The following is a 23,723-nucleotide window of genomic DNA, read 5'->3' as shown; positions in this document are numbered from 1 at the left end:
CCCTTTTTCATTGGCGAACACGCCACCTGAGTGCACTATGATGCCCTTCCCCGAACCACCAGCAGGAACCCCGGCCCATGTCCGACGATATTCATTTCTACGAACCCGCCAACGGCCACGGCCTGCCCCATGACCCGTTCAATGCGATCGTCGGCCCGCGCCCGATTGGCTGGATTTCGTCACACGACAGCCAGGGCCGCCTGAACCTGGCGCCCTACAGTTTCTTTAACGCGTTCAACTACATTCCGCCGATCATTGGGTTTTCCAGTGTCGGGCGCAAAGACAGCCTGAACAACATCGAACAGACTGGCGAATTCGTGTGGAACCTGGCTACCCGCCCGCTGGCCGAGCAGATGAACCAGAGTTGCGCGCCGGTATCACCCGAGGTCAACGAGTTTGAATTGGCCGGCTTGACGCCGGTGGCTTCAAAGGTGATCGCCGTGCCTCGCGTGGCCGAAAGCCCGGTGTCGTTCGAGTGCAAGGTGACGCAGATCATTCAGCTGCAGCGCGCCGACAAGGAGCTGGTGCCAAGCTGGTTGGTGCTCGGCGAGGTGGTCGCGGTGCATATCGCCAAATGGCTGCTGAAAGACGGGGTGTACGACACGGCTGCCGCCCAGCCGATCCTGCGTGGAGGTGGCCCGGCGGATTATTTTCAGTTGGGGCCGGAAGCGCTGTTCAAAATGTACCGCCCAGGCGCCGCGCAACGCTGATTGGAACGGGATAAAAATGTGGGAGCGGGCTTGCTCGCGAAGGGGGCGTATCAGTCAATGCATATGCCAACTGATCCACCGCATTCGCGAGCAAGCCCGCTCCCACACAAGCCCGCTCCCAGATTTGGATCAGCGGTGTTTTTAGTTGGCGGAAGTTGCCCAAGAGAGCTGACCGTCTTCATCTACATCGACCAAGCGCTCCAGTTGCAGAGCTGCGGCATCGTCGGCGTCGGAGGCAGTCTTGAACGTCTGTCCATCGAGGATCTTGTGAAAGCGCGGTGCGCCCATGCCATCCAGCGCCTTGACGGCGATGGCGGCGCTATAGCCACCCTCTTCTTCACGCACCAAGGCGGAAACGGCTTCGTGGTGGGCAAACTCTTTACGTGCCATGTTGCAGGTCCTGGCCAATGGGAAAGGCGGCCATTCTAAAGCACTAGCCCGCCAGTTGCAGGTACTCGCCATAGGCATTGGCCGCCGAGGCGTCGGTGAAGGTCTGGAAGTCCATGCTGCGAACCACCATGTCATTCAACAACTCGGTGAAGACCATCAGCGCTGGCGAGCTGAAGTAGGCACTCATCGCCTGCTCGCTGCTCCAGAAGCCCGACACCAACCACACATCCGGGTCGGCCAGGGAGTGCTGCAACGAGAATTGCAGGCAACCCTGAGCCTGGCGGCCCGGTTCGATCAAACTGCTCAAGCGTGCACCCAGTTCGGTGCTGTACCCGGTACGGGCACGGATAAAGGCCATATGGCTCGCGGGAATGGGGGTGGACATGTTCGACTCTCCCGTTGAGAAGTGATGCTCGGCAAGCACTGTGAGGGCGTGTTGCCACAGGATCAAAGATACGGGCGCGGGCGTGGATGCGGTTAGTCAATTCCTGCTGGCTTATTGCACAATCCTGCGAGATGCGTAGGTATAGCAATCGGCCTGCGAAGTTTATTCCCGGCATGACTGCCGTATTTCAGGGGCATGACAGGCCCCGGCTTGCCTGATTCACGATTTTTCGCAGGATCAGGCAAGGATTGTGCAGAATCGAAATACCGCTTTTTGCAAAACCGCCCTTAAGCTGTGCCCATCGTCAAAGCACCAGAGGATGTCCCATGTCGTCGCCCGAACTTCGCTCCAACCCCCTCGACGCCGATATGGAAAAGCAGCGCGCAGAACTCGCCGGCATCGTTCGCCGGCATACCTGGGAGGATGGTTCCTACGGCACGGCGATCACGTCGCTGTATCTCAACCGTCATAACTCCCCGCGTGAATTCACGCCGGTGCTGGTGGAACCCGCACTGTGCATCCTCGCCCAGGGTCGCAAGGAAGTGCGTTTGGCGGATGAAGTCTTCGCCTATGACCCGCTCAATTACCTGGTGTTTTCGGTAGCGATGCCGGTGGCCGGGCGCATCCTTGATGCCACGCCGGAAGACCCCAACCTGTCGATTCGGGTGAATATCGACCCGGCACAGATCACCGCACTGATTGCCGAAGCCGGGCCGATGGGCGTGCCCCCGCGCCCGACCTCCCGAGGGATGTATGTCGACCGCCTGGACAGCCAGTTACTGGACGCCGTGCTGCGCCTGACCCGATTGCTCGACGCACCGAAAGACATCGCAATGCTCGCGCCGCTGATCAATCGGGAAATTCTCTATCGCCTGTTGCGCGGTCCGCAGGGTTATCGGCTGTATGAAATTGCCGTCGCCAACAGTCAGAGCCATCGGGTGAGCCAGGCGATCACCTGGTTGAACGGCAACTACGAACAGCCCCTGCGCATTGATGACCTGGCCAAGGAAGTGAACCTCAGCGTCTCGACCTTGCACCACCGCTTCAAGGCGATGACCGCCATGAGCCCGCTGCAGTACCAAAAACAGTTGCGCTTGCAGGAGGCTCGGCGGTTGATGATCGCCGAGGGCCTGGAAGCCTCGGCGGCGGGGTATCGGGTGGGCTATGAGAGCCCATCGCAGTTCAGCCGCGAATACAGCCGGCTGTTTGGTGCGCCGCCGCTTAGAGATCTGGCCAGATTGCGTCAAAGCATTTGACGCACCACAGACCGACAATGTGGAGCTGGAAGCACGCTCCGTTCCGAGAGTCGCTGTAACCCAACCCACATGGAGCGCGCTGCGCTAAGTCATATCCAGCCCGGTGAAATAGTAGTCGAGGCGATATCGCGGCGAATGACGCGCCCAGTCGTAGTGCCCCCTCATCTCAGATCGCATAGACGACAGAAAGCGTATCAACTCAGGGCTGGCCCCCTTTCGCGCAGCGGTCTCCAACTCAAGGTACTGGTCTATCAACTGGTTATGCAGCGCTGCGGTAGCGTCCAGCGCATCCTGCTCATTCAGTCCTTCATGCGCAATGAGTACGGCTGGATAGTTGAGGGCTACTACCCGCGTCTCATCTCTTTCCTTTGGGAACGAAAAGATGTCGTTGCATAGCGCAGTGATACTGGTAACCACTGCATTCAGGTCACGAATGTCTTGACGCAGGTACTCCGTCGGCGGGACTTCATATCCGGCGGCGACGTCTTGCAACGCCAAACCGAATGGCGTTGCAGTGGTTAACCGGCGCCCCACGAGGTACTCCACCGGACTCGGTGTGCGGCGCATGGAATGCCAACCGGCTTCCCACAGCGTTCCAACAAAATAGTAGGTAGCCGCCTCAACGCAGCGCATGTACTGAGTCGATGAACTCAGCATTTGCAATCGCCGCCAACTGTCTATTGTCGCGGTACCGATGCTTTTACACAGACTGGCTTGCTGAGCCGAGCAGCCTGCAATAACCGCTGCCCCCAAAGCGTCGTGCTCCCGGGCGTTGGGATTATCCATGATCTCGCGGAGCCATAGATGCAGGCGGGTCAGATTGGCTACGTCGTGCCCGAAGATGCCCGTGTCTCCTACAGCATCATCCAATGCAAACAACCAACCAAAAAAATCGGTGATCAACTGCAAGCCTTCATCGGTCGCGGTAGGGTACTCACGACTGGTGAACTCTCCAAAATTGCCATACTTCACTGAGCGAGCCATCACGGGATCAGTCAAAAGCCCAACGCTCGTCAACCAGCGAACCATGGACGCTTCCATCTGGGGGCCTGCGGGGTGGATGGTTGCAGCGAAAGGGTAACTCAGGCGAGGAAACACTAACCTGGCTGCCGGAATCATTGGCCTGCCCCTCATACTGTGCAATCAGGCGCCAAAACGGCGCTGTCTTTGCAGATAGCTGTTGATGGCTGCGTCAAAATCATTCTTGCTGAATTCCGGCCAGCACACGGAAGAGAAATAGTATTCGGAAAATGCACTTTGCCACGGCATGAAGCCTGACAGCCTTTGCTCGCCGGAAGTGCGAATAATCAGGTCAGGGTCAGGGTTGCCAGCGCTGTAGAGGTGGGCGTTCACATCCTCAAGGCTCAATGTTTCGGCCAGATTGGAAAGCTCTCCGGTGGCTTCACGCTCAATCAGAATTTTTCTGAATGCCGAAACGATCTCATCACGGCCACTGTAGGCAATGGCAATGTTGACCCACATCCCGCTCTCTCCCCGAGTGAAGGCCTGGGCGCGCTCGATGGACTGAACAACCTCGCCGGGTAACTTACATAGCTCGCCAAAAAAGTTGAGGCGCCAGCGGCGTATGGCAGCCAGACCATCAATCACGTCAACGATAATGCCCAGTAATGCATCGATTTCCTGTGCATCGCGCTTGAGGTTCTCCAAGGACAAGGGCCAAAGAGTAACCTGGGGAATATGGTGCATGTCGCACCAGGAAAGAAACGTGGCAACTGCCGCCCCGCCCTGGCGATAACCTTCTGTAACCGGCAGGTTATTCTTCGCGGCCCATCGCCGGTTGCCGTCCATTATGACCGCAAGATGCTGCATCGGAGGGTTAGCAACTGCCGACCATAGACCGGGGATGTCCGCATCTTCATTGCGCATGAACAACACTCCTGACGCATCCTGCGTCCTGTACCCGGATAGTGCTGAACTCACTCGAAATCGGCCACTGTCAGAAATGACAGTTATTTATACAAAATTGGAATAACCCCAGAATATTTAGCGATAGCCGTCAGCGTGTCTAGTCGAGGCCACGAGGCAGTTGCAAGGTCACCCGCAAACCGCCCTCCCGCAGATTCTGCAAACTCACTTCACCGCCATGGCTGTGGGCAATGTTGCGGGCGATACCCAGGCCCAGGCCGTAACCCTGTTGCTGCCCGGCCAGGCGGAAGTGCGGTTCGAAGACCTGCTCCAGGCGCTGTTCCGGCACGCCCGGGCCTTCGTCGTCGACGTGAAGGATGAATTCCGCGCCATCGTCTTCAATATGCAAATGGGCGTTCTGCCCGTACTTCAGGGCGTTGTCGATCAGGTTGCCGATACAGCGCTTGAGCGCCAGCGGCTTGCCCGGGTACGTCGTAAGTGCCCGACCATGTTGGGTCACGCGCCCATTGCCGTTGGGCGCCAGGTACGGCTCCACCAGGCAGTCGAGTACGTGGTTGAGGTCCACCGGTTCGATGTTTTCGTGAATGTCGGTGTCTTTCACACACTGCAGCGCGCCTTTGACCAGCAACTCAAGTTCATCCAGGTCGCGGCCGAACTTGGTTTGCAGGTTCTCGTCTTCCAGCAATTCCACCCGCAACCGCAGGCGTGTGATGGGTGTGCGCAGGTCGTGGGAAATGGCGCTGAACAGCTGGCTGCGTTCGGTCAGGTAACGGCTGATGCGTTCGCGCATGGCATTGAACGCGCGGCCTACTTCCACCACTTCGCTGCCGCCGCCTTCGGCCACCGGCTCCACGTCGGCGCCCAGGGACATGTCCCGCGCCGCCCTCGCCAGGCGCTTGAGTGGACGGCTTTGCCAGTGCACCAGCAGGCCGATAAACAGCAGCAGGAAGCCGCTGGTGAGCACGATGAACCACACCTGCTGGTATGGCAGGCCTTGTTCTTCGAGGCTGGTATAGGGTTCGGGCAGCAAGGAGGCAATGTAGAGCCATTCGCCCTGGGCCAGCTGGATCTGGGTGACCAACACCGGCGGATTCACCGGTTCCAGGGTCAACGCGTAATGCGCCCAGGAGCGCGGCAATTCATCGAGTTTCAAGCCGGCGTTGAAGATGCGCAGGTCTTCGGCGCTGACGAACTCCACCGAAACATGCACGTCGCTGCCCAGGGTCTGGCGCAACACTTCTTCGACAGCACCGAGCACTGCATGCTTGCGCGGGGTTTCCGGCAATACCGCCATGTCCAGGGGCTTGTCGTTGAGCGTCACCACAAACCGGGTACCGCCCATGCTGCGCAACTGGTCCAGTACCAACGGCCGGAAGGCCACCGGCAACGAGCGGAAATAACTGACGCTGGCGGTCATCGAATGCGCCAGGCTGCGGGCGGCGGTTACCAGGCCTTCAAGCTGGGTAGCGCGCAATTGCGAGACCCAGATCACGCTGGACAACGCCTGGGCAAACAGCACCGCCAACAGGGTCAGCAGTAACATCCGCCCCAGCAGCGAACGCGGTACCGGGATGCGCCGGCGCAGTTCACGCAGGCGCTCAGTGGGCATTGCCGGCAACCACGCTGGCTGCCAATTGATAGCCACTGCCGCGCACGGTGCGGATCAGCCGGGGTGGTTTTTCGGTGTCGCGCAGGCGTTGGCGCAGACGGCTGACGGCCATGTCGACAATCCGGTCCAGGGGCATCAGGTCGCGGCCACGGGTGGCGTTGCCGATGGTGTCGCGGTCGAGGATTTGCTGGGGGTGATCGAGGAACAGTTTGAGCAGGGCAAAATCGGCGCCGGAAAGAATCACTTCCTCGCCGTCGACGTGGAACAGCCGGTGGCTGACCATGTCCAGGCGCCACTCGCCAAACACCAGCACCTCGCCGCCGCTGCGCTCCTGGCCAAACTGGCAGCGCCGCAACAAGGCCTTGATACGGGCCTGCAACTCACGGGGGCTGAAGGGTTTGCCGATGTAATCGTCGGCACCCAGCTCCAGGCCGATGACGCGGTCGGCTTCGTCGGAACTGGCGGTGAGCATGATGATCGGCACCTGGGCCTGGCGCGGGTGCTGGCGGATCCAGCGGCAGAGGCTGAAACCGTCTTCGTCCGGCAGCATCACATCAAGGATCACCAGGTCGCACGGGGCTTCGTTCATCGCCTGGCGGAACCCCGCGCCATCCGGCACGCCGCGCACCTGGAAACCGGCGCGGCTGAGGTAGGTTTGCAGCAACTCGCGGATTTCCTGGTCGTCGTCGACCAGGAGAATGGATTTACTGATTACGCTCACGGGGTCCTCCTTGTTGTTATGGCCAAGCTTAAGTCATTTGTTGCCCTTGAGGCCGCCTTCGCGAGCAAGCCCGCTCCCACATTCGACCTCATTCATCCAGTTGGAATGGGATTGAATGTGGGAGCGGGCTTGCTCGCGAAGAGGCCATCACTGCCTACGCAAATGCCTGCTCAAGCGCCACACCAGCACCTGTCAACCCTGAGTACGGTGCCGTCACCAGCCACACCGGAATGCCTTTGAAGTAGTCGCTCATGCAGCCCTTGTCGCCAAAACTCCTGGCAAAACCACTCTTGATAAAGAAATCGGCAAAGCGCGGGATCACCCCACCCACGATGTACACGCCACCACGACCGCCGGTGGTCAGCACATTGTTACCGGCGACGCGGCCCAGCCAGATACTGAACTGGTCCAGCACTTCCAGGGCAATCGGGTCGCCCGCCAGGCCAGCGGCAGTGATGGCCTCGGGAGTTTCCAGAACCGCCTCGTGACCGTCCACCGCGCAGATCGCCCGGTACAACCTGGGCAAACCGCCACCGCTCAAGGCAGTTTCAGCGCTGACATGGCCGATCTCATTGTAGATGTGCTGCCACAGCTGGGCTTCACGCGGGCTGCTCACGGGCAGGTCGACATGGCCGCCCTCCCCCGGCAATGCCGCCCAACGGCCATGGCCGAGGTCGAGCAAGGTGCCCACGCCCAGGCCAGTGCCCGGGCCAATCACCACCGCAGGGCGCAACGGCTCCGGCGTGCCTTCGCACACCACGCGGAATTCGTCGGGCTTCAGGCGGGTCATGCCCAGGGCCATGGCCGAGAAATCATTCACCAGCAGCAGCTCGTCCACCTGCAAGGTCTTGCAGAACGCAGTCTTGCTCAGGCGCCAGTGATTGTTGGTGAATTTAAATTCATCTCCACTCACCGGCCCCGCGACCGACAGGCACACCGCGCCAATCGAGCCGATGGCCAAGCCTTCTTCCTTCAGATAGACCTGGATCGCCTCCTCCGGGCTGGCATGATCCGCCGTCGCATGGACGCGGATCGAATGCAGCTCCTGATCCCGCCACAACGCAAAACGGGCGTTGGTACCACCGATATCACCGACCAGCGCTAGCTTCACTTAAGTGTCTCCAAGGCAGAGGTAAAGGCGCTGGCGCCCTGCTCTGCGGAGCTTGCAGCCAAACGCATAAACGCAAACAACTCGCGACCGGCCCCCACGTTATTGCCCAGAAGGCCCGTGGCAGGCGCGCGCGCGGCAAATTCTTCGGCGTCCACCTTAAGCTCCAAGGTGCCTTTGACGCCATCCACGCGAATGATATCGCCATCGCGCACACGTGCCAGTGGCCCGCCGCTCTGGGCTTCGGGGTTGACGTGAATCGCGGCGGGAATCTTACCCGAGGCGCCGGACATGCGCCCGTCTGTTACCAACGCCACTTTGAAGCCACGATCCTGCAACACGCCGAGGAACGGGGTCATCTTGTGCAATTCCGGCATGCCGTTGGAGCGCGGGCCCTGGAAACGCATCACCGCAACAAAGTCTTTTTCCAACTCACCGGCCTTGAACGCGTCGGCCAGGTCTTGCTGGTCCTGGAACACCACGGCCGGGGCTTCGACGATTTGATGTTCGAGGGCCACGGCGGAGACCTTCATCACACCCCGGCCGAGGTTGCCTTCCATTACCCGCAGGCCGCCTTCCGGAGAGAACGCACGGGCCACGGGACGCAGGATGGTTTCGTCGAGGCTTTCGATCGGGCCTTCACGCCATACCAGCTCGCCGTCCACCAGGAACGGTTCCTGGGTGTAGCGGCTCAGGCCATGACCGGCCACGGTGTTGACGTCGTTGTGCAGCAGGCCGGCTTCCAGCAGTTCGCGGATCAGGAACGACATGCCTCCCGCCGCCTGGAAGTGGTTGATGTCGGCCTTGCCGTTTGGATACACGTGGGACAGGGTCGGCACCACTTCGGAGAGGTCGGCCATATCATCCCAAGTCAGGATGATGCCCGCCGACATGGCGATGGCCGGCATGTGCAGGGTGTGGTTGGTGGACCCACCCGTGGCGTTGAGGGCGATGATGGAGTTGACGATGGATTTCTCGTCGACGATCTCGCCGATCGGCGTGAAGCTGCCGTTGGCCTTGGTCAGGCGCGTGACCTGGTGCGCGGCTTCGCGGGTCAGGGCGTCACGCAGCGGCGTGTACGGGTTGACGAACGAGGCGCCCGGCAGGTGCAGGCCCATGACTTCCATCAGCAACTGGTTGGTGTTGGCGGTGCCGTAGAAGGTGCAGGTGCCCGGGCTGTGGTAGGACTTCATCTCCGATTCCAGCAGCTCTTCGCGGGTGGCCTTGCCTTCGGCGTAGCGCTGGCGCACGTCGGCTTTCTGTTTGTTGGAGATCCCCGACGGCATCGGGCCGCCCGGTACGAAGATCATCGGCAGGTGGCCGTAGCGCAGGGCGCCCATCATCAGGCCGGGGACGATCTTGTCGCAGATACCCAGCATCAGCGCGGCGTCGAACATGTTATGGGACAGCGCTACCGCCGTGGACATGGCGATCACTTCGCGGCTCAGCAGGCTGAGCTCCATGCCTGGCTCGCCCTGGGTCACGCCGTCGCACATGGCGGGGGTACCGCCGGCGAACTGGCCAACAGAACCGACTTCACGCAGGGCCTTTTTGATTTGCTCGGGGAAATGTTCGTATGGCTGGTGGGCCGACAGCATGTCGTTATATGACGAAACAATTGCCACGTTGGCGGCGTTCATCATGCGCAGGCTGTTTTTGTCTTCGGTGCCACACCCGGCCACGCCGTGGGCAAAGTTGGCGCATTGCAGCTTGCCGCGCATCGGGCCGTCGCTGGCAGCGCCGCGAATGAGCGCAAGGTATGCCTCACGGGTTGCACGGCTGCGGGCGATAAGCCGTTCGGTGACCTCAAGTACGCGGGGATGCATGTATAGAACTCCAGGCTAACGGATGTGGCGACCTGAGTGTCTATGCTGGTCAAAAGCCCGCCGCGAAGAGGTTGGCAGGGTGTTGCTTGACCAATCGGACCAGTTGATTCAGGTCACTCGTTGTAGATTGAACAAAATATTGCCACTAAAAAGGCTTGTTTTCTATTTTTATGCGAATAATCTTGTAATTCTTACAACAAATCGACGACAGGCACCTTCCAATGACTCTACGTATCGCTATCAATGGTTTTGGCCGTATTGGCCGTAATGTCCTGCGCGCACTTTATACCCAAGGCTACCGTCAGGATTTGCAGATCGTCGCCATCAACGATCTCGGCGACAGCTCGATCAATGCCCACCTGCTTAAATACGACACCGTCCACGGTACTTTCGACGCAGAGGTCGCTCATGATCAGGAAAGCCTGACCGTGAATGGTGACCGGATTGCCGTGAGTGCCATTCGCAACCCGGCCGACCTGCCGTGGGCTGCGCACAAGGTGGACGTGGTGTTCGAATGCACCGGTCTGTTCACCGACCGTGACAAGGCCGCCGCCCATATTACCGCCGGCGCGCGCAAGGTAATCATCTCGGCCCCGGCCAAGGGCGCCGATGCCACCGTGGTGTACGGGGTAAACCATGACATTTTGCGTCAATCCCACCAGATCATCTCCAACGCTTCCTGCACCACCAACTGCCTGGCGCCCGTGGCCCAGGTGCTGCACCGCGAGCTGGGCATCGAAAGCGGCTTGATGACCACCATCCACGCCTACACCAACGACCAGAACCTGACCGACGTCTACCACACCGACCCGTACCGCGCGCGCTCGGCCACCCAGAACATGATCCCGAGCAAGACCGGCGCTGCCGAAGCCGTGGGCCTGGTGCTGCCGGAACTGGCAGGCAAGCTGACCGGCATGGCCGTGCGTGTACCGGTGATCAACGTGTCGCTGGTGGACCTCACCGTGCAACTGAAAAAAGAAGCCAGCGCCGAGCAGGTCAACGCGCTGCTGAAAGAAGCCAGCCAGCACTCGAAAATCCTCGGCTACAACACCCTGCCGCTGGTTTCCAGTGACTTCAACCATAACCCGCTTTCGTCGATCTTCGACGCCAATCACACCAAGGTCAGCGGCAAACTGCTGAAAGTGCTGGCCTGGTACGATAATGAGTGGGGCTTCTCGAACCGGATGCTGGATAACTGCCTGGCGCTGTGCAACGCCGAGTAATGCTCGGCCTGTAGGAGCGAGCTTGCTCGCGAAAAACGCAAAACCACCGCGTTTATTCAGGATGCCAGCGATATCGTTGACGCCCTTCGCGAGCAAGCTCGCTCCTACAGTAATCCAAAGTGCCACTTGCCATTTTCGTTGATGATAAGCATTATCATTCGCTGCAAATCGGTCTGGTATCACTGTGAGCCAATCTCGTTTCAACCAAGTCTTCCTCACCCAGCGGGTGATTTTGCTGCGCACCTTGCAGCGGATGGTGAATAACCACAGCACCGCCGAGGACCTGTTGCAGGAAACCTACCTGCGCGTTACCCGGGCCCTGAGCGAACGGCCGATCGACCACCTCGAACCCTTTGTCTACCAGACGGCGCGCAACCTGGCGCTGGACCACCTGCGAGCCCGCAGGATTCAGGCCCGCACCCTGCAGGAAGATGTCCCGCTGGACGTCCTGCAAAGCGTCGCCTCCCCCGTCAGCACCCCCGAAGACGCGACACAGGCCGAGCAATTGCTCGAGCACCTGAGTGTCAGCCTCGGCCAGTTGAGCGCCCGCCAGCAGCAGATATTCATCCTCAGCCGCCTGCACGGTTGCAGCTATCAGGAGATCGCCGACAAGCTCGACGTGTCCCTGAGCACCGTGCAGAAGGAACTGAAACTGATCATGGCCATCTGCATAGGTGTGGCCGAAAGACTGGATCGCCCTTAAGCTTTGTCGGCACAGTCTGTAGGACTATTGATTAAAACGTGGCGAAGACCCGAGGAACACCGTGACGGAACCGAATCAACGGCACCCCCATGAGCTGGCTCATGAGGTGTTGCAAGACGCGGCCATGGACCAAGCCCTCGACTGGCTGATCGCCTTGCAGTGCCCGCAACCCGGGCAGCAAGCGGAATTTGAAGCCTGGCTCGCCAACGACCCGTTAAACGCCGAAGCCTTTATCAAGGCCCAGACCGCCTGGGGCGGCGCGCCGGTTCACAGCGCTGCCGTCGCCCTGAATGCGCCACGCAAACCCAGCGCCTGGCGCCGTATCAAACCGCACTGGAAGCCCCTGGCCACTGCCGCCGTGTTGCTGCTGGGCCTGTTCAGCTTCAGCAACCTGCCTATGCGCCTGCAGGCCGACCATCTGACCGTGGTGGGCGAGCGCCAGCGCCTGCAGCTGGACGATGGCTCGAAAGTGTTGCTCAACACCAATTCAGCCTTCTCCAGCAGCATCAAGGACCACCAGCGCATCGCCCGCCTGTATCAGGGCGAGGCGTTTTTCGAAGTACTGCCCAGCCGTGGCCCGCCCCTGGAAATCGACGCCGGCCCGGTGCGCGCCAGCGTGAGGGACACCTCTTTCGCGGTGCGCTACTTGAACGGTGAAGCCCAGGTTCAGGTACAGCGCGGTGATGTCGACCTGAGCAACACGTTTGACGACGCGCGGGTGCGCCTGAGCGCCGGTGAAAGTATCCGCATCGGGCCCAAGGGCTTCGGCCAACCGGCCAAGCTCGACACCACCAAGGACCTGGCCTGGGTCGACGGCCGGCTGATCTTCGAAAACTGCCCGATGAGCGAAGTGCTCGCCGAATTGCGTCGCTACTACCCCGGCTGGATCGTCAACAACAACGACAGGCTGGCCAGCGTGGCCGTCACCGGCAATTACCGGCTCGACCAGCCGCTCGACGTGGTGCGCTCCCTGGCCCACATCACCTCGGCCAAGCTCTCGGAATACCCGGCGCTGGTGATCCTGAACTAAATGAGAATTATTTTTACTCGATAGCCAGCGACGATACGTCTCGTTATAGCCAATGCAACTGATTCCTATTTGATTCAGTGCGCAACTATAAGATTCGTACCTTCCGGAGCGCTCTCGATGTCGTCTCGTTTCAACCGCCGGTCCTCTTCGCCCGTTCGCCGCCAGGGCTTGTCGCTGCTGACGGCCGCAATCCTGTTGGCCGGTGCGCCCGTCATGGCCGCCACCGCCGCCGAGCCTGCCAGCCGCAGCCAGGGCAATTACAGCTTCAGCATCGAGCAGCAATCCCTGGTCTCGGCGCTGAACGCCTTCACCGCGGTGACCGGCTGGCAAGTCGGCCTGCCAGCAGAACTGGGCCAGGGTGTGTCGTCCCCTGGCGTGCGCGGCTCATTGCCGGCGGATAAAGCCCTGGACCGGCTGTTGGTGGGGACCAACCTGGGTTATCGCAAACTGGGCAACAACAACATCGTGCTGGAAAAACGCGTCGCCGTCGGCGCCATCACCCTGCAACAGATGACCATCAGTGCCACCCGCCAGGAACAGGCCGTGGACAGCGTGCCCAGCACTGTGACAGTGCACGACCGCGAAGAACTGGACCGCCAGAACGTCAACACCATCCGCGAACTGGTGCGTTATGAGCCAGGTGTTTCGGTGGGCGGTGCCGGCACCCGCTCCGGCAATGCCGGCTACAACATTCGCGGGATCGACGGCGACCGCATCCTGACCCAAGTGGACGGCGTCGAGGTGCCAGACAACTTCTTCAACGGCCCCTACGCCAAGACCCGCCGCAACTACGTCGACCCGGAAATCGTCAAGCGCGTGGAAATCCTGCGCGGCCCGGCCTCGGCCTTGTACGGCAGCAGCGCCATCGGCGGCGCGGTGAGCTATTTCACCCTCGACCCCAACGACATCATCAAGCCCGGCCAGGACTACGGCGCACGCCTGAAGACCGGCTACAGCTCCGCCGACGAGAGCTGGCTGACCTCCGGCACCGTCGCCGGTCGCGTGCAGGACTTCGACGGCTTGCTGCACCTGAGCCAGCGCAACGGTCACGAGATGGAATCCTACGACGGGAATAACGCCACCGGCCTGGCGCGCACCGGCGCCAACCCGGAAGATGCGCGCACCACCAACGTGCTGGCCAAACTGGGCTGGAACTACGGCGAAGACAACCGCCTGGGCCTGACCTACGAGAAGTTCAAGGACGATCGCGACACCAACCTGAAAAACGCAGTGGGTGGCCCGTTTGTCGGTGGCCAGGGCTTCAACTTCTACCGCGGCCGCACGGGCAACGACACCATCACCCGAGAACGCTTCGGCATCGAAAACAAGTTCGCCCTCGACTCGCCGATTGCCGATCACATCAAGACCAGCCTCAACTACCAGATCGCCAAGACCGACCAGACCACCGCAGAAATCTACCAGCCATCGCGCAAGGTATTGCGCACCCGCGAGACCCTGTACGAAGAGAAGCAGTGGGTATTCGACGCGCAGTTGGACAAGGCCTTCAGCATCGGCGAAACCGACCATGTCGTGACCTACGGCACCACCCTCAAACAGCAGAAAGTCACCGGTTCCCGTGAAGGCGCCGCGACCTGCCTGGCGGTCGGCGCAGGCTGCACCGCCATCGGTGCACCAAGCCCGTCGGCCGCCGACAGCGTGAAAAAAGCCAGCGACTTCCCCGACCCTACCATCAACTCCTACGCGCTGTTTGCCCAGGACCAGATTGCCTGGGACAAGTGGACCTTCCTGCCCAGCGTACGGTACGACTACATCCAGCTCAAACCCAAGCTGACCCAGGAATTCCTCAATACCGTTGACCCGACACGCATCTACGACCACAGCGATTCGGAAAAGAACTGGCACCGTGTAACGCCAAAATTCGGCATCACTTATGCCCTGACCGAGCAATACACCTGGTTCGGCCAATACGCCGAAGGCTATCGCACCCCGTCGGCCAAGGCCTTGTATGGCCGCTTTGAAAACCTGCAGCAGGGCTACACCGTCGAACCCAACCCGGACCTCAAGCCGGAAAGCAGCCGGGGCGTCGAAACCGGGATTCGCGGCAACTTCGACTCGGGCTCGTTTGATGTGGCGGTGTACTACAACAAGTACCGTGATTTCATCGACGAAGATGCCTCGGTTGCCGGTGGCACCGTCCAGCAGTTCGAAGCCAACAACATCAAGCACGCCACCATCAAGGGCGTGGAGGCCAAGGGCCGCTTGAGCCTCGACGCATTCGGCGCACCGCAGGGCCTGTATACCCAAGGCTCGATTGCCTACACCTACGGGCGCAATGACGACAACGGCGAACCGTTGAACAGCGTCAACCCGCTCAAGGGCGTGTTCGGCCTGGGCTATGACCAGCAGAACTACGGTGCCCTGGTCAGCTGGACCCTGGTCAAGAAACAGGACCGCGTCGACAGCACCACCTTCTTCGCCCCTGACGGCAACAGCGCCAACGGCCCGTTCAAGACCCCGGGTTTTGGCATCGTCGACCTGACCGGCTTCTACAAGGTCACCAACGACGTGACCATCAACGGCGGCCTGTACAACCTGACGGACAAGAAATACTGGAACTGGGATGACGTGCGCAGCTACGACAGCGTCGGCGAAGCCGGTGTGACCGGCCCGGCCAACCTCGACCGCCTGACCCAGCCGGGCCGCAACTTTGCGATCAATCTGATCTGGGACATCTGATCCATGGAGCCTCACCCCGGCGCGATTTAATCTGCGCCGGGGTGAGGATTTTTTACTGTGACGCGTCTTCTGGTTCGTCTAGTTCATAACAGCCTGGCAACCAGACGCTTTCTCTTCTCAAGGACTCCCCGATGACCGCCTCCCCTACCGCAGAACGTGCAGCCCTGCGCTCCCAGCGCCTGAACCAGATCACCAACGAACCGCACACCAAGCTCGATGCGTTGGTGAAGGCCCATGCACCGTTTGAAACCCAGGCCAACTTCGCCCGCTTCGTGGTCGCGCAATACCTGTTCCAGTCGGAGCTGGTGGCGCTGTACAACGATGCCGAGTTGATCAAGATCGTCCCTGACCTCGCTGAACGCTGCCGTGCCGAAGCGGCCAAGCTGGACCTGGGCGACCTGGACACCGAAGTACCGGCACCGGTGGCCGGCGCGGTGAAAAACCCGAGCAAGGCCGAAGCCCTGGGGTGGCTGTTCGTGTCCGAAGGTTCCAAGCTGGGCGCCGCGTTCCTGATCAAGCGCGCCGTGGGCCTGGGCCTGAGCGAAACCTTCGGTGCCCGTCACCTGGGCGAGCCGGCAGGTGGTCGCGCTGAAGGCTGGAAGCGCTTCACCCGCACCCTCGACGCGCTGGAATTCAGTGCCGAAGAAGAAGCCGAAGTAGAGAAAGGCGCGATTGATGCGTTCGTGCGCTTCACCGTGTTGCTGGAACAGGCGTACGCTAGCGCCCCTGAACTGGCCTGATTCCCTGATTGGAATGCAATCAAATGTGGGAGCGGGCTTGCTCGCGAATGCGGTGGATCAGTCAATATATCTGGTGACTGAACCACCGCATTCGCGAGCAAGCCCGCTCCCACATTTTGATCCGATTTCACTTTGAATCCTTCGTAAATCCATCCATGCAAACCGCACCCATGACCGGCAAAACCCAATCCTCATCCAAAATCGCCCGCGTCCTGTTCGGCCTGCTGGCCTACGTCAGCCTGGGCATCGGCTTGATTGCGATTGTGGTACCGGGCTTGCCCACCACCGAGTTCATCCTGCTGGCCGCCTGGGCCGCCACCAAAAGCTCGCCGCGCCTGAGTGCCTGGCTGGAAAACCACCGGCTGTTCGGGCCGATCCTGTTCAATTGGCGCAATGGCAAGATCATCGCCCGCCGGGCCAAAGTCAGCGCCACCGTGAGCATGCTGCTGTGCGCCGGCCTGATGCTGGTGATGCTTGACCACGGCTGGCCGATCTACCTGGCCATCGCCGGAATGAGCATGGGCAACCTGTGGATCTGGTCGCGACCGGAACGTCTCCCGCAACCCACCTGACACCCTGACTACCGCTCATCGGCTCCCGCTCATGAACTGCCGGCCCAAGCCGATGTTCCGGGCATAGCGCCGAATGGACTCGCGTGAGCTTGCATACTAATAAGTCCATTCGCGGGTACTTCTATGTTCGACACCCTCTCCATTCGCTTGAAAATCGTGCTGTTGTCCGGTCTGTGCCTGCTGGGGGTGATCGCCCTGGTGGTCGGCATGAACCTGTACCAGACCAACCAGAACGACGAACTCATCAGCGATTCAAGCTCGCGAATGCTCACCGACAGTGTGCAGAACCTGCTGCAGGCCAAGGCCGCCGAACAAGCAGTACAACTGCAAAAGACCTTCGGTGAAAGCCTGTTGGTGGTGACGGCCCTGGCCGACCAGATCAAGGACCTGCGCACTCTGGCCGGCAAGCGCTCGCTGGATGCCGGGGCCTTGCGTGAAGAACTCAACCACAGCCTGAAAACCGCCTTCGACCGCAACACCAAGGTGCTCGGCATCTGGCTGTCGTTCGAGCCCAACGCCCTCGATGGCAAAGACAGTGAATTCGTCAATGATGCCGTCCGTGTGTCCAACGAAAAAGGCCGCTTTTCCAGCTACTGGAGCCGCGCCGGCGGTGAAGGCCTGAACACCGTGATGGTCGAGGATGACCTGACCAAGACCACCCTCAACCTCAGCGGCACGCCCTACAACATCTGGTACACCTGCCCACGAGACACAAAAAACACCTGCCTGCTGGACCCGTATGAAGACACCGTAGCCGGCAAGCCGGTGTTGATGACCACCATTTCCCTGCCGCTGCTGGTCGACGGCAAAGTGATCGGCGTGGTGGGTGTCGACCTCGCCCTCAACACCCTGCAAGCCGCGACCGACGCGGTGCAGAAAGAGCTGTTCGACGGCGCCGGGCACCTGGAGATCATCTCCAGCACCGGGCTGATCGCCGGCTACAGCGGTGAACCCGCCAAAGTCGGCAAAAACCTGATCGACACCCTTGGCGCCGAAGGCAAGGAAATCGTGCAGCTGTTGGCCAGCGATACCCGCAAGATCCGCGAGGAAGACAACACAATCCGCGCGGTGTACCCGGTCAAGCCGATTGCCGACGCCAAATCCTGGGGCATCGTAATCAAGCTGCCCAAACAGGTGCTGTTGGCAGACGCCCACAAACTCCAGGCCGTGCTCGACAACGCCCAGGCCAGCGACACTTTCAAGGCGTTGCTGGTAGGCGCAGCCGCCGGCCTGCTGGGACTGTTGCTGATCTGGCTGGCTGCCACCGGCGTGACCCGGCCAATCAACAGCGTAGCCGCCATGCTCAAGGAAATCGCCAGCGGCGACGGTGACCTCACCCAGCGCCTGGCCTACACGAAAAAGGATGAACTGGGGGAACTGGTGAACTGGTTCAACCGCTTCCTCGACAAGCTGCAGCCGACCATCGCGCAGATCAAGCAAAGCATCACCGAAGCCCGTGGCACCGCCGACCAGTCCTCGGCAATCGCGCGCCAGACCAGCGAAGGCATGCAGGTGCAGTTCCGTGAGATCGACCAGGTGGCCACCGCCTCGAATGAAATGAGCGCCACCGCCCACGACGTGGCCAACAGCGCCTCCAACGCCGCCAACGCCGCTCGCGGTGCCGACCAGTCAGCCCGCGAAGGCATGCAGATCATTGAACGCAGCACCCGCGACATCACCACCCTGGCCGAAGAAGTGAGCAAGGCCGTGACCGAAGTCGAAGCCCTGGCGGTGAACAGCGAGCAGATCGGTTCGGTACTGGAAGTGATCCGCAGCATTGCCGAACAGACCAACCTGCTGGCCCTGAACGCTGCGATTGAAGCGGCGCGAGCCGGGGAAAGCGGGCGCGGTTTTGCGGTGGTGGCCGACGAGGTGCGCAACCTGGCCAAGCGCACTCAGGATTCAGTGGAGGAGATTCGCCTGGTGATCGAACGCATCCAGACCGGCACCCGTGGAGTGGTGGCGACCATGCATTCGAGCCAGACCCAGGCGCAGAACAACGCCGGGCAGATTCATCAGGCAGTACAGGCCCTGGGCAAGATCAGCGATGCAGTGACGGTGATCAGCGACATGAACCTGCAAATCGCCAGCGCTGCCGAGCAGCAGAGTGCGGTGGCCGAAGAGGTCAACCGCAATGTCTCGGCAATCCGCACAGTGACCGAAACCCTGACCGGCCAGGCCACCGAATCGGCGGCCATCAGCAGCCAGCTCAACGCCCTGGCCAGCCAGCAGATGAAGCTGATGGATCAGTTTCGGGTTTGACCCGGGCTTGAAACCAGTGAACACCCAATGTGGGAGCGGGCTTGCTCGCGAACGCGGTGGATCAGTCGGTACATGTATTGACTGACACACCGCATTTGCGAGCAAGCCCGCTCCCACACAAGCCCGTCCACATTTAGAGTCGCGGTGCCTTATTGACCCGTCCAGGCTGCCACAAACGGCGCCAGGTCTTCTTTCGGGGCCGTACGCGGCGGGTTTTGTGGGGTGCCCAGGTAGAGGAAGCCAATCACTTCCTCATCCGCCTTCAGCCCAAGGCCTTTGGCGACATGGGCCGAGTACGACAACTCACCGGTGCGCCACACCGCGCCGATCCCCTGGGCGTACGCCGCCAGCAGAATCCCGTGGGCCGCACAGGCCGCCGCCAGCAGCTGCTCGGATTTTGGCACTTTGAAATGTTCCTGCAGGCGGGCAATCACCACCACCACCAACGGCGCCCGCAGCGGGCCGTTCTGCGCCTTGTCGATCGCGGCCTGGGGCGCGTCGGCGTCCTGCAGGCGGGCGGCTTCGGCCAGCAGGGTGCCCATGCGCTCACGTGCCGCACCTTCCACCGTCAGGAAGCGCCAAGGCCGCAGCTGGCCGTGGTCGGGCGCGCGCATGGCAGCGGCGAACAGCAGGTCGCGCTGCTCCTGGGTCGGTGCCGGGTCCAGCAGTCGCGGCACGGAAACACGGTTGAGCAAAGCGTCGAGAGCCTGCATTGGCCACCTCCAGAGAAAAATGTGCAGTCATTCTAGCGGGAATGAATCGGATACCACCAAACGATAATTGCTCTTATTCAATCCGCCCTGCCCTGTTAGACTTTGCGGCCTTATTTTCAGCCTACGTTCAGGAAGACTGATGTCCCGTTCGCCCCTTCGCCTGCCTGCACTGTTGATGGCCTTGAGCCTGAGTGCCTGCGATGACGCCCCGCGATTCACCAAGGCCGAGCCTGGTGAAGCGCGTGCCGGTGGCGCGACCACGGTGAGGAAGACCGACCAGAACGCCTTCTCCCTGCCCTCGGCCAACCTGTCGCCCACCCGGCGCCTGGACTTCAGCGTCGGCAACAGTTTCTTTCGCAGCCCCTGGGTGATTGCCCCGTCCACCACCACTGCCCGCGACGGGCTGGGGCCGCTGTTCAATACCAATGCCTGCCAGAACTGCCATATCAAGGATGGCCGTGGGCATCCACCATTGCCCGATGCGCCCAACGCGGTGTCGATGCTGGTACGCCTGTCGATTCCCGATGCGCCGCCCTATGCGAAGGTCATCGAGCAACTGGGTGTAGTCCCCGAGCCGGTCTACGGTGGGCAATTGCAGGACATGGCCGTGCCCGGCGTCGCCCCGGAGGGCAAGGTGCGGGTCGACTACACGCCGGTCAACGTCCGCTTCAAGGACGGCACCGTGGTCGAATTGCGCAAGCCGGCCCTGCAAATCACCCAGCTCGGTTATGGGCCGATGCACCCCGACACGCGCTTCTCGGCGCGGGTTGCACCGCCGATGATCGGCCTGGGGCTGCTCGAAGCGATCCCCGACGCCGACATCCTGCGCAACACCGACCCGAAAGCCGCCGACAAGGAAGCCATCGTCGGGCGGGCGAATTGGGTCTGGGACGACGCGCAACACAAGACCGTACTCGGTCGATTTGGCTGGAAAGCCGGGCAACCGAACCTCAATCAACAAAATGTTCACGCGTTCTCTGGTGATATGGGCCTGACCACCTCCCTGAGACCGTTCGATGACTGCACCGATGCACAAGTGGCCTGCAAACAGGCGCCCAACGGCAATGGCCCGGATGGCGAGCCTGAGGTCAGCGACAACATCCTGCGCCTGGTGCTGTTCTACACCCGCAACCTGGCCGTCCCCGCCCGCCGCGACGTCAACGCACCGCAAGTGCTGGCCGGGAAAAACCTGTTCTACCAGGCCGGTTGCCAGGGCTGCCACACCCCGCAATTCACCACGGCGCCCACCGCCGCCGAACCTGAATTGGCTAACCAGGTGATTCGCCCCTACAGCGACTTGCTGCTGCACGACATGGGCGACGGCCTGGCCGACAACCGCAGCGAATTCAAGGCCAGTGGCCGCGACTGGCGCACGCCGCCGTTGTGGGGCATTGGCCTGACGCAAGCCGTCAGTGGCCACACCCAGTTCTTGCATGACGGCCGCGCCCGCAACCTGATGGAGGCCGTGCTGTGGCACGGCGGTGAAGCCCAGGCGGCGCAGCAGCATGTGTTGTCGTTCAATGCCGAGCAGCGCGCCGCGTTGCTGGCATTTCTGAATTCTTTATAAGCTTTGTCCTAATTACAGAAGGGAGCTCGACATGTTCCGTCCCAAGTTGTTGTTCACCAGCCTGGCCGCCCTCGCCCTCGGTGCGTGCTCGCCCCAGGACCCGCAAGCGGTGACCTCGGCGGCCATCGCCAAGCAAGTGATCCTGCCGACCTACAGCCGCTGGGTTGAAGCCGACCGCCAACTGGCCGTCAGCGCCCTGGCCTACTGCCAGGGCAAGGAAAGCCTGGAGACCGCCCGCGCCGACTTCCTGCATGCGCAAAAAGCCTGGGCCGAGTTGCAACCGCTGCTGATCGGCCCGCTGGCCGAGGGCAACCGCTCGTGGCAGGTGCAGTTCTGGCCGGACAAGAAAAACCTGGTGGGTCGTCAAGTCGAGCAACTGGTGACCGCCCAACCACAGATCGACGCCGCCGCCCTGGCCAAATCCAGCGTCGTGGTGCAGGGCCTGTCGGCCTACGAATACATCCTCTACGACGCCAAGACCGATCTGGCGGACGAGACGCAAAAAGCTCGCTACTGCCCGTTGCTGGTAGCCATCGGCGAGCGCCAGAAACTGCTGGCCGAAGAAATCCTGTCGAGCTGGAACAGCACCGACGGCATGCTGGCGCAGATGACCAAGTTTCCTAACCAGCGCTACGCCGATTCCCACGAAGCCATTGCTGACCTGCTGCGGGTACAAGTGACTGCGCTGGACACCCTGAAGAAAAAACTCGGCACCCCGATGGGCCGCCAGACCAAGGGCATACCGCAACCGTTCCAGGCCGATGCGTGGCGCAGCCAGTCGTCCCTGCAAAGCCTGGAAGCCAGCCTGGCTGCCGCCCAGACCGTCTGGGTCGGCGTCGACAACAAAGGCCTGCGCGGCCTGTTGCCTGCCGATCAAAAGCCCCTGGCTGACAAGATCGACGCCGCGTATGCCGCCTCCCTGAAACTCTTCGCCAGCAACCAGCGTACGCTGAATGAAATGCTGGCCGACGATGCCGGGCGCCAGCAACTCAACGATATCTACGACAGCCTCAACGTCGTCCACCGCCTGCACGAAGGCGAGCTGGCCAAGGCGCTGGGCATCCAACTGGGCTTTAACGCCAACGACGGTGACTGATGATGCTCAGGCGACAGGCTTTGGCCCTCGGCAGCGTGCTGCTCAGTGCGATCACTTTGGGCGGCTGGACGCTGTTCAAGCAGAAGGGCAAAAGCCCGCTGCTGCTCTCGGCGCGGGATGACAGTGATGGCAGGCACTACGCCGTCGGCTTTCGCCTGGACGGCAAGCAGGTATTTGCCACCGAGGTCGGCCAGCGCTGCCACGACATCATCAACCACCCGACGCTGCCGATTGCGCTGTTTGTCGCCCGCCGGCCGGGCACCGAGAGTTACCTGATCGACTTGCGGGACGGGGCGCTGCTGCAAACCATCACCTCCAAGGCCAATCGCCACTTTTACGGGCATGCGGTGGTGCACAAGGATGGCGAGTGGTTGTATGCCACAGAGAACGACACGTCTGACCCGGGTCGCGGTTTGCTGGGTGTGTACCGGTTCGAGGGTGAGCGGCTGGTGCACACCGGGGAGATTTCCACCCATGGCATCGGGCCGCACCAGGTGTCGTGGATGCCTGATGGCGAGACGCTGGTGGTGGCTAACGGCGGGATTCGCACTGAGGCTGAGAGCCGGGTGGAGATGAACCTGAATGCCATGGAGCCGAGCCTGGTCCTGATGAAGCGCGACGGGACGCTGTTGAGCAAGGAGACCCTGGGCCAGCAGATGAACAGTGTGCGGCATATGGGGATTGCCAGCGACGGGACGATCCTCGCTGGGCAGCAATTCATGGGGCCTTCCCATGAGCGTTCGGAGTTGCTGGCGATCAAGCGGCCGGGGCAGGCGTTTGTGGCGTTTCCGGTGGCGGATGAGCAGTTGCAGGCCATGGGGCATTACACGGCCAGCGTTGCGGTGCACAGCGAGTTGCGGCTGGTGGCGTTGACGGCGCCACGGGGGAATCGATTCTTTATCTGGAACATGGACAGCGCGCAGTTGCTGCTGGACGGGCCGTTGCCGGATTGTGCCGGGGTGGGTGCGGTGGCTGATGGGTTTGTGGTGACTTCCGGGCAGGGGCGTTGCCGGTTTTATGATTGTCGGCAGGTGCCGTTGGTGGGCAAGCCGCTGGAGTTGCCGGCGGGGCTTTGGGATAACCATCTGCATCTGGTTTGATTGGGGGGCTGATTGGGGGCATATCCGTTGCTGCGGTAACGGCCACTTATGGTTCCGCTCTTACAGCGGGTCACTTTTGGAAAAGAGCCCCAAAAGTAACCAAAAGGGCTCTTGCCCCACCACTCGGC

21 protein-coding genes and 1 pseudogene are annotated in these 23,723 nt (G+C 61.3%); 13 read left to right on the top strand and 9 right to left on the bottom strand.

Annotation, left to right across the window (positions count from 1 at the left end; translation table 11 throughout):
- The first annotated feature begins 77 nt into the window (after nt 1-77).
- Nucleotides 78-710, top strand: coding sequence for a flavin reductase family protein (locus HX818_RS00655; RefSeq protein WP_008435502.1), 633 nt, complete (start codon nt 78-80; stop codon nt 708-710).
- A gap of 141 nt (nt 711-851) precedes the next feature.
- Here HX818_RS00655 and HX818_RS00650 read toward each other — a convergent pair whose 3' ends face one another.
- Entirely contained in the window at nt 852-1,100 is a 249-nt protein-coding gene (locus HX818_RS00650; RefSeq protein ID WP_003214132.1) for a hypothetical protein, read from the bottom strand.
- Between the two features lie 43 nt (nt 1,101-1,143).
- Entirely contained in the window at nt 1,144-1,485 is a 342-nt protein-coding gene (locus HX818_RS00645; RefSeq protein ID WP_003214130.1) for an antibiotic biosynthesis monooxygenase family protein, read from the bottom strand.
- Between the two features lie 326 nt (nt 1,486-1,811).
- Between HX818_RS00645 and HX818_RS00640 the strand changes: the two genes are divergently transcribed.
- Complete coding sequence (locus HX818_RS00640) at nt 1,812-2,741, top strand: AraC family transcriptional regulator (protein WP_177019293.1); 930 nt, start codon at nt 1,812-1,814, stop codon at nt 2,739-2,741.
- 84 nt (nt 2,742-2,825) lie between these two features.
- On the opposite strand, the gene HX818_RS00635 is transcribed toward HX818_RS00640, so the two are convergent.
- The 6 genes from HX818_RS00635 to edd form a co-directional block, all read right to left on the bottom strand.
- On the bottom strand, nt 2,826-3,770 hold the full coding sequence (locus tag HX818_RS00635; RefSeq protein WP_177019292.1) for a hypothetical protein: 945 nt from the start codon (nt 3,768-3,770) through the stop codon (nt 2,826-2,828).
- A gap of 114 nt (nt 3,771-3,884) precedes the next feature.
- Entirely contained in the window at nt 3,885-4,628 is a 744-nt protein-coding gene (gene uppS / locus HX818_RS00630) for a polyprenyl diphosphate synthase (protein WP_177019291.1), read from the bottom strand.
- Nucleotides 4,629-4,767: 139 nt separating this feature from the next.
- On the bottom strand, nt 4,768-6,237 hold the full coding sequence (locus HX818_RS00625; protein WP_087694634.1) for an ATP-binding protein: 1,470 nt from the start codon (nt 6,235-6,237) through the stop codon (nt 4,768-4,770).
- The gene (locus HX818_RS00620; RefSeq protein ID WP_003214124.1) at nt 6,227-6,958 is read right to left on the bottom strand and encodes a response regulator; all 732 of its coding nucleotides are present in this window, start codon (nt 6,956-6,958) and stop codon (nt 6,227-6,229) included. The genes HX818_RS00625 and HX818_RS00620 overlap by 11 nt, the downstream gene beginning before the upstream one ends.
- Before the next feature lie 154 nt (nt 6,959-7,112).
- A complete protein-coding gene (locus tag HX818_RS00615) occupies nt 7,113-8,069 on the bottom strand; it encodes a glucokinase (protein WP_003214122.1) in 957 nt (318 codons plus the stop codon).
- Complete coding sequence (gene edd / locus HX818_RS00610; protein ID WP_003214119.1) at nt 8,066-9,892, bottom strand: phosphogluconate dehydratase; 1,827 nt, start codon at nt 9,890-9,892, stop codon at nt 8,066-8,068. Before edd ends, HX818_RS00615 begins: the two co-directional genes overlap by 4 nt.
- Before the next feature lie 221 nt (nt 9,893-10,113).
- Between edd and gap the strand changes: the two genes are divergently transcribed.
- The 8 genes and pseudogenes from gap to HX818_RS31400 all read left to right on the top strand — a co-directional run bounded on the left by gap (nt 10,114) and on the right by HX818_RS31400 (nt 19,119).
- The gene (gene gap, locus HX818_RS00605) at nt 10,114-11,115 is read left to right on the top strand and encodes a type I glyceraldehyde-3-phosphate dehydrogenase (protein ID WP_003214117.1); all 1,002 of its coding nucleotides are present in this window, start codon (nt 10,114-10,116) and stop codon (nt 11,113-11,115) included.
- Nucleotides 11,116-11,299: 184 nt separating this feature from the next.
- Nucleotides 11,300-11,818: an RNA polymerase sigma factor gene (locus tag HX818_RS00600; protein ID WP_003214115.1), complete on the top strand. Its 519-nt coding sequence runs from the start codon at nt 11,300-11,302 to the stop codon at nt 11,816-11,818.
- A gap of 61 nt (nt 11,819-11,879) precedes the next feature.
- Nucleotides 11,880-12,848, top strand: a complete 969-nt coding sequence (locus tag HX818_RS00595) for a FecR domain-containing protein (RefSeq protein WP_177019290.1) — start codon at nt 11,880-11,882, stop codon at nt 12,846-12,848.
- A gap of 117 nt (nt 12,849-12,965) precedes the next feature.
- The gene (locus tag HX818_RS00590) at nt 12,966-15,545 is read left to right on the top strand and encodes a TonB-dependent receptor (protein ID WP_177019289.1); all 2,580 of its coding nucleotides are present in this window, start codon (nt 12,966-12,968) and stop codon (nt 15,543-15,545) included.
- Between the two features lie 131 nt (nt 15,546-15,676).
- On the top strand, nt 15,677-16,285 hold the full coding sequence (locus HX818_RS00585; protein WP_177019288.1) for a biliverdin-producing heme oxygenase: 609 nt from the start codon (nt 15,677-15,679) through the stop codon (nt 16,283-16,285).
- A 170-nt stretch (nt 16,286-16,455) separates the two neighbouring features.
- Nucleotides 16,456-16,857 (top strand): YbaN family protein, encoded by a 402-nt coding sequence (locus HX818_RS00580; RefSeq protein WP_008435511.1) that lies wholly within the window; start codon nt 16,456-16,458, stop codon nt 16,855-16,857.
- Between the two features lie 123 nt (nt 16,858-16,980).
- Nucleotides 16,981-18,261 (top strand): annotated as a pseudogene (locus tag HX818_RS31405) (HAMP domain-containing protein); the annotation flags it as partial.
- A gap of 102 nt (nt 18,262-18,363) precedes the next feature.
- A complete protein-coding gene (locus HX818_RS31400; RefSeq protein WP_371132407.1) occupies nt 18,364-19,119 on the top strand; it encodes a methyl-accepting chemotaxis protein in 756 nt (251 codons plus the stop codon).
- Between the two features lie 149 nt (nt 19,120-19,268).
- Here the strand turns inward: HX818_RS31400 and HX818_RS00570 are convergent, their stop codons facing one another.
- Nucleotides 19,269-19,832 carry an NAD(P)H nitroreductase gene (locus HX818_RS00570; RefSeq protein WP_003214103.1) on the bottom strand — a complete coding sequence of 188 codons (564 nt, stop codon included), beginning with the start codon at nt 19,830-19,832 and terminating at the stop codon, nt 19,269-19,271.
- 139 nt (nt 19,833-19,971) lie between these two features.
- Here HX818_RS00570 and HX818_RS00565 point away from each other — a divergent pair, with 139 nt between their 5' ends.
- From HX818_RS00565 to HX818_RS00555, 3 genes are read left to right on the top strand one after another with little or no spacing between them, the layout of a single operon-like run.
- Nucleotides 19,972-21,399: a di-heme oxidoredictase family protein gene (locus tag HX818_RS00565; protein WP_177019286.1), complete on the top strand. Its 1,428-nt coding sequence runs from the start codon at nt 19,972-19,974 to the stop codon at nt 21,397-21,399.
- Between the two features lie 31 nt (nt 21,400-21,430).
- Entirely contained in the window at nt 21,431-22,495 is a 1,065-nt protein-coding gene (locus HX818_RS00560; protein WP_102606236.1) for an imelysin family protein, read from the top strand.
- 2 nt (nt 22,496-22,497) lie between these two features.
- Nucleotides 22,498-23,595, top strand: a complete 1,098-nt coding sequence (locus HX818_RS00555) for a DUF1513 domain-containing protein (RefSeq protein ID WP_087694475.1) — start codon at nt 22,498-22,500, stop codon at nt 23,593-23,595.
- The last annotated feature ends 128 nt before the right edge of the window (nt 23,596-23,723 follow it).

This window comes from Pseudomonas sp. F9001, assembly GCF_013385435.1.
Lineage (GTDB): Bacteria > Pseudomonadota > Gammaproteobacteria > Pseudomonadales > Pseudomonadaceae > Aquipseudomonas.
This window is presented reverse-complemented; position numbering and strand designations above follow the sequence as displayed.

Bases quoted from the DNA above. Each gene is read 5' to 3' on its own strand.
- HX818_RS00580 (WP_008435511.1), top strand. From the start codon at position 16,456: ATGACCGGCAAAACCCAATCCTCATCCAAAATCGCCCGCGTCCTGTTC.
- HX818_RS00655 (WP_008435502.1), top strand. From the start codon at position 78: ATGTCCGACGATATTCATTTCTACGAACCCGCCAACGGCCACGGCCTG.
- HX818_RS00625 (WP_087694634.1), bottom strand. From the start codon at position 6,237: ATGCCCACTGAGCGCCTGCGTGAACTGCGCCGGCGCATCCCGGTACCG.
- HX818_RS00635 (WP_177019292.1), bottom strand. From the start codon at position 3,770: ATGGTTCGCTGGTTGACGAGCGTTGGGCTTTTGACTGATCCCGTGATG.
- HX818_RS00645 (WP_003214130.1), bottom strand. From the start codon at position 1,485: ATGTCCACCCCCATTCCCGCGAGCCATATGGCCTTTATCCGTGCCCGT.
- HX818_RS00640 (WP_177019293.1), top strand. From the start codon at position 1,812: ATGTCGTCGCCCGAACTTCGCTCCAACCCCCTCGACGCCGATATGGAA.
- uppS (WP_177019291.1), bottom strand. From the start codon at position 4,628: ATGCGCAATGAAGATGCGGACATCCCCGGTCTATGGTCGGCAGTTGCT.
- HX818_RS00565 (WP_177019286.1), top strand. From the start codon at position 19,972: ATGTCCCGTTCGCCCCTTCGCCTGCCTGCACTGTTGATGGCCTTGAGC.
- gap (WP_003214117.1), top strand. From the start codon at position 10,114: ATGACTCTACGTATCGCTATCAATGGTTTTGGCCGTATTGGCCGTAAT.
- HX818_RS00555 (WP_087694475.1), top strand. From the start codon at position 22,498: ATGCTCAGGCGACAGGCTTTGGCCCTCGGCAGCGTGCTGCTCAGTGCG.
- HX818_RS00560 (WP_102606236.1), top strand. From the start codon at position 21,431: ATGTTCCGTCCCAAGTTGTTGTTCACCAGCCTGGCCGCCCTCGCCCTC.
- HX818_RS31400 (WP_371132407.1), top strand. From the start codon at position 18,364: ATGCAGGTGCAGTTCCGTGAGATCGACCAGGTGGCCACCGCCTCGAAT.
- HX818_RS00590 (WP_177019289.1), top strand. From the start codon at position 12,966: ATGTCGTCTCGTTTCAACCGCCGGTCCTCTTCGCCCGTTCGCCGCCAG.
- HX818_RS00650 (WP_003214132.1), bottom strand. From the start codon at position 1,100: ATGGCACGTAAAGAGTTTGCCCACCACGAAGCCGTTTCCGCCTTGGTG.
- HX818_RS00570 (WP_003214103.1), bottom strand. From the start codon at position 19,832: ATGCAGGCTCTCGACGCTTTGCTCAACCGTGTTTCCGTGCCGCGACTG.
- edd (WP_003214119.1), bottom strand. From the start codon at position 9,892: ATGCATCCCCGCGTACTTGAGGTCACCGAACGGCTTATCGCCCGCAGC.
- HX818_RS00585 (WP_177019288.1), top strand. From the start codon at position 15,677: ATGACCGCCTCCCCTACCGCAGAACGTGCAGCCCTGCGCTCCCAGCGC.